Here is a 4,460-nt window from a genome sequence, read left to right as displayed (position 1 = left end):
TACACCTCCGGTGTGCTGTCGTTTGCCGAACAGGATTTACCGCCCGGTCAGCGTGAAAAGCTGATAGCGAGCTTCGAGCGGGTTCTGATGCCCGGACTCGATAAAGACCAGTACAGCGTGCTGTGGGTTGAGCACCAGGATAAGGGACGGCTGGAGCTGAATTTCCTCATCCCGAACACGGAGCTGCTGACCGGCAGACGGCTCCAGCCGTATTACGACCGCGCCGACCGTCCGCGCATCGATGCCTGGCAGACCATCGTGAACGGCACGCTGGGGCTGCACGACCCGAACGCGCCGGAGAACCGGCGGGCGCTGGTCACGCCGTCCGCGCTGCCGGAAACGAAGCAGGAAGCCGCCCAGACGATTACGCGCGGTCTGCTTGCCCTTGCCTCATCCGGGGAGCTGAAAACCCGTCAGGACGTCACTGAGGCGCTGGAAAGCGCAGGTTTTGAGGTGGTGCGGACCACAAAAAGCAGCATCAGCATTGCCGACCCGGACGGGGGGCGAAACATCCGACTGAAGGGAGCCATCTATGAACAGTCTTTTAACGCTGGCGAAGGACTTAGAGCAGAAATCGAAAGCGCAGCAGCAGAGTACCGGCGAGATGCTGAAAGCCGCATTCAGCGAGCACGAGAAGTCTGTCAGAGCGGAACTGAGCGAAAGCGAGAAGAGAATCAGCGCCGCCATCCTCGACCACGACCAGAAGCTGTCCTCAGCCATGCGCCAGCGCACGAAAGGGATGCTGCGGATGGTCAGCCAGACATGGCTGACCATCGTCCTGGTCTCCGCGCTGCTGATAGCCTCGGGCGCGGCCATTCTGTGGTGGCAGAGTCAGCAGATACTCGACAATTACACGACCATCCGGGAGCAGAAGAGCACGCAGGCTATGCTGTCCGAGCGGAACAGCGGCGTGCAGCTCTCGACCTGCGGCGAGCAGAGACGCCGCTGCGTGAGGGTGAACCCGGAAGCGGGACGGTTCGGAGAGGATTCGAGCTGGATGATACTGGAGGGGAAATAGCACATGACGGAGCTGGAAAAACAGTTGCTGAGCGCATTAGAGCAGCTACAGCAGGACTACTCGAAAAGGCTGGACGAGTGGGAGAACGCCTTCGCGGAATGGCGGACGATGTCTGGGCTTATGCAACGGGAGAACGCGGCGCTGAGCGAGCGCGTCACGGGCTTGAGCAGGCAGGTGCAGAGTTTGAGCGATCAGCTGCGCCGGTTGTCGCAAGGATGAACGGAATCGAGGCGCACCGGGAGCAGCAGCGGGCGGCGCAGCACCAGAAAGCGCTGGAACTGGAACGATCGCAGCGCCAGCGGACGTATGACGGTCCGTCGCTGTGACAAACCCGATAAAACGGGGATTTCGGCGCAGATCCCCGCCGAAAGCCGGAGCCATTCACCCGGCTGCATGGCTATGCATTTGGGTTAAATTTATCTGGTGCAGGCGGCGCGGTTTACCGGGGAGTTTACTGCCGGTTTTACCGGGCTGACGCCGCTTTCGCGCCGAACCCGTCCGGGGCGGTGCCGCTAAGAACTCTTATGTTAAATCCGGGTGCCTGGCCTGTTCACCCGGAGTTGCCGCGCTCAGTGCAGAGATGACGCCTTGCTGCCAACATCCAGAATTGCCGACTGGACGTCTCTGATAGCGCTGCGTATCGCTGCCTCCCGCCACGGTTCCTCTGTTGCGAGCAGGAAGGTCTGGAGCTTCTGGAGCAGTGTGGCATTGGTTATGCGCGCCCTCTCATCGAGCAGATCAATGACGGCCTCGCCCATTACTGTGTCAGACAGCCTTTCTTCTTCGTTTCTGTACATGCGTGACCTGCTTGCTGTGAAAGCTCTGCCTAAACGGCAGGCGAAGCCTACAGAATACGTGAAAACAACCGCCCTGGCAGGGAAGGAACTTAAATAGTTTTACGTTGCCCTATTAGAGACAGAGATATTCCTCTGTAACGAATTTTCCCCGCCCTGAGCGGGTTTTTTTTTGCCTTAAAAACGTCAAAAAACGATCGGTGAGGCAGTCTGAACGCTGCGCACGCCTGATCAGGCGCAGAGAGAAAAGGTTAAGGCTATGCTTTATCTGTCTTTACTTAACTCAAACCGGAGGCGTTATGGCGGGACGTAGAGGCGGTGCAGGCAATTTTGCGGAAAATCCAGAACGGGCTGCAGAAGCCGGCCAAAAAGGTGGCCGCATAAGCGGAGGGAACTTCAAGAACAACCCAGAGCGAGCCCGTGAAGCAGGCAGAAAGGGAGGCCAGATCAGTCGAAGAGGTGCTCCTGAGCGCAAGGTTTCCTGAGATGAGCTGCCCAAAACCCGCCCAGGCGGGTTTTTTCATGCCCTGCGCAAAAGGGATGTTATGGTAAAAGCAACAGCGTTTGAGGAGTTAAATTAGAGTTGCGAAAAGGCCGCTAGGTATCCCCAGCGGCCAGTTCGGGCGCAACGTGTTACCGCTGCAAAGCGGAGAACTATGACATCCGCTCGTGCCCTTTACGCAAGATGGAAATGGGCAAGAATCACACTTGCCAAAACGCTACCGGCTACGCCAATTGCGATTTGGAGGATGATATTGCCAATCCACTTGCAAGCATTTACGAACATCATAGAAAAGCCCTCGCGCTTGCAACGGCAACCGCTTGCGGCTATTCTTAGATCGCCAAATCACGAATGAGCCCTCGCTAGTTGCCAATAAGTAATGCAACGTCCTGCGAGGGTTTTTTCTATCTATCCGGTGGCTTTTCGCTTCCAGGAGTTTTCGAAACCCCCGCATAACGTTGCGCCCAGTCTAGCCCTAGGTGTCCCCAAGGTTAACCAAATCCGATATTAGCCATTAAAATCAAAAAGGCAACGGATACGCTATGCGTCAGAAGCATTAAACAGCATCACGAAAAAACACGCAACAAAAAATCGCCCATAATACGAAAATAATACAACAGTATTCAAATGAGCCTTAAGCTTTTAGTGCTATTTTAAACACCAACAGTGATTTTCTTAACCACGTGTGATGATTTATTGGATGATTGATGTTGAAGCGGATTGACGAGAGAAAGGCTTGGCGAGTATCTTGCTGACTAAACGAAAAAACCACCTGGGGAGGTGGTTTTTCGAAGGTTCAGTAAGTTGGGGAACTTCTGAACCGTGGTAACAGGGTGTACAAGACCGCTGCCACCAAATTCGTCCTTTCAGTTTAGCCGTAGTTTGGCTCTAACTTCAAGAACTCTGCATCAGTAATCACTTGTACGCCCTCTACCAATGGCTGTTGCCAGTGGCGATAAGTCGTGTCTTTCCGGATTGGACTCAAGATGATAGTTACCGGGCAAGGCGCAACAGTCGGACTGAACGGGGGGTTCGTGCATACAGTCCAGCTTGGAGCGAACTGCCTACCCGGAACTGAGTGTCAGGCGTGGAATGCGAAACCGCGGCCATAACAGCGGAATGACACCGGTAAACCGAAAGGCAGGAACAGGAGAGCGCACGAGGGAGCTACCAGGGGGAAACGCCTGGGATCTTTATAGTCCTGTCGGGTTTCGCCGCCACTGATTTGAGCGTCAGATTTAGTGATGCTTGTCAGGGGGGCGGAGCCTATGGAAAAACGGCAACTTCGCATCCTTTTCCTGCCTTCTCTACTTTAACGTCATCTCTCATTCCGCAATTTGTGAGCCGGTAACGCCCGCCACAGTCTCACGGCAGGAGCGTAGCGACCGAGTGAGCGAGGAGGCGTCATTTCACCAATCCTGACATTCTGCACTTACGCACCGCCGCCGCATTTTCCCTTGCCACATGAAGCACTTCCCTGAATTCCCACTTCGATTTACCATATTAAGCCAGTATACACTCCGCTAGCGCTACGTGACTGGTTCAGGGCTGCGCCCCGAAACCCGCTAAAAGACACTGACGCGCCTGCGGCTTGTCCAACACCGCGCCGACCGGGAAAAGATTTCCCGCCCGTCCCGGCGTTATCAGGAGGCCGGATTGGCAGATAAACGCAGCAAAATGCTCACGATGTGGGTAACGGAAGATGAGCACCGCCGTCTGCTGGAACGCTGCGACGGTAAACAGCTCGCGGCCTGGATGCGGCAGACGTGCCTGGACGAGAAGCCTGCCCGCGCCGGCAAACTTCCGTCGATCTCGCCGGCGCTGCTTCGTCAGCTTGCCGGTATGGGGAACAACCTCAATCAGATTGCCCGGCAGGTTAACGGCGCGGGAGGCAGCGGGCACGACCGCGTGCAGGTTGTCGCCGCGCTGATGGCCATCGATGCCGGACTCGAGCGGCTGCGGCATGCCGTGCTGGAAAAAGGGGCAGACGATGATCGTTAAGTTTCACCCGCGAGGGCGCGGCGGTGGCGCCGGTCCGGTGGATTATCTGCTGGGCAAAGACCGGCACCGCGACGGTGCCAGCGTTCTGCAGGGGAAGCCGGAGGAAGTCCGGGAGCTTATCGACGCCTCGCCCTATGCCAAAAAG

The 4,460-nt window shown here is 56.4% G+C and carries 6 protein-coding genes; 4 read left to right on the top strand and 2 right to left on the bottom strand.

Annotated features, from left to right (window positions below; genetic code table 11):
* Positions 1 to 532: 532 nt before the first annotated feature.
* Entirely contained in the window at positions 533 to 1,018 is a 486-nt protein-coding gene (locus LB453_RS23275; RefSeq protein ID WP_224481806.1) for an MbeB family mobilization protein, read from the top strand.
* Positions 1,019 to 1,021: 3 nt separating this feature from the next.
* On the top strand, positions 1,022 to 1,237 hold the full coding sequence (locus tag LB453_RS23270; protein ID WP_072048928.1) for an MbeD family mobilization/exclusion protein: 216 nt from the start codon (positions 1,022 to 1,024) through the stop codon (positions 1,235 to 1,237).
* A 350-nt stretch (positions 1,238 to 1,587) separates the two neighbouring features.
* Here LB453_RS23270 and LB453_RS23265 read toward each other — a convergent pair whose 3' ends face one another.
* On the bottom strand, positions 1,588 to 1,815 hold the full coding sequence (locus tag LB453_RS23265) for a hypothetical protein (RefSeq protein ID WP_103797729.1): 228 nt from the start codon (positions 1,813 to 1,815) through the stop codon (positions 1,588 to 1,590).
* A gap of 296 nt (positions 1,816 to 2,111) precedes the next feature.
* Between LB453_RS23265 and LB453_RS23260 the strand changes: the two genes are divergently transcribed.
* On the top strand, positions 2,112 to 2,297 hold the full coding sequence (locus LB453_RS23260; protein WP_072010481.1) for a general stress protein: 186 nt from the start codon (positions 2,112 to 2,114) through the stop codon (positions 2,295 to 2,297).
* Positions 2,298 to 3,222: 925 nt separating this feature from the next.
* Here the strand turns inward: LB453_RS23260 and LB453_RS23370 are convergent.
* Entirely contained in the window at positions 3,223 to 3,354 is a 132-nt protein-coding gene (locus LB453_RS23370) for a replication initiation protein (protein ID WP_103797730.1), read from the bottom strand.
* Between the two features lie 637 nt (positions 3,355 to 3,991).
* On the opposite strand from LB453_RS23370, the gene LB453_RS23255 reads away from it, so the two are divergent.
* On the top strand, positions 3,992 to 4,315 hold the full coding sequence (locus LB453_RS23255) for a MobC family plasmid mobilization relaxosome protein (RefSeq protein ID WP_224481807.1): 324 nt from the start codon (positions 3,992 to 3,994) through the stop codon (positions 4,313 to 4,315).
* The last annotated feature ends 145 nt before the right edge of the window (positions 4,316 to 4,460 follow it).

The sequence above is a fragment of the Pantoea agglomerans genome, assembly GCF_020149765.1.
Lineage (GTDB): Bacteria > Pseudomonadota > Gammaproteobacteria > Enterobacterales > Enterobacteriaceae > Pantoea > Pantoea alvi.
Note: the sequence above shows the minus strand (reverse complement) of the source record. Positions and strands in the feature narration are given on the sequence as shown.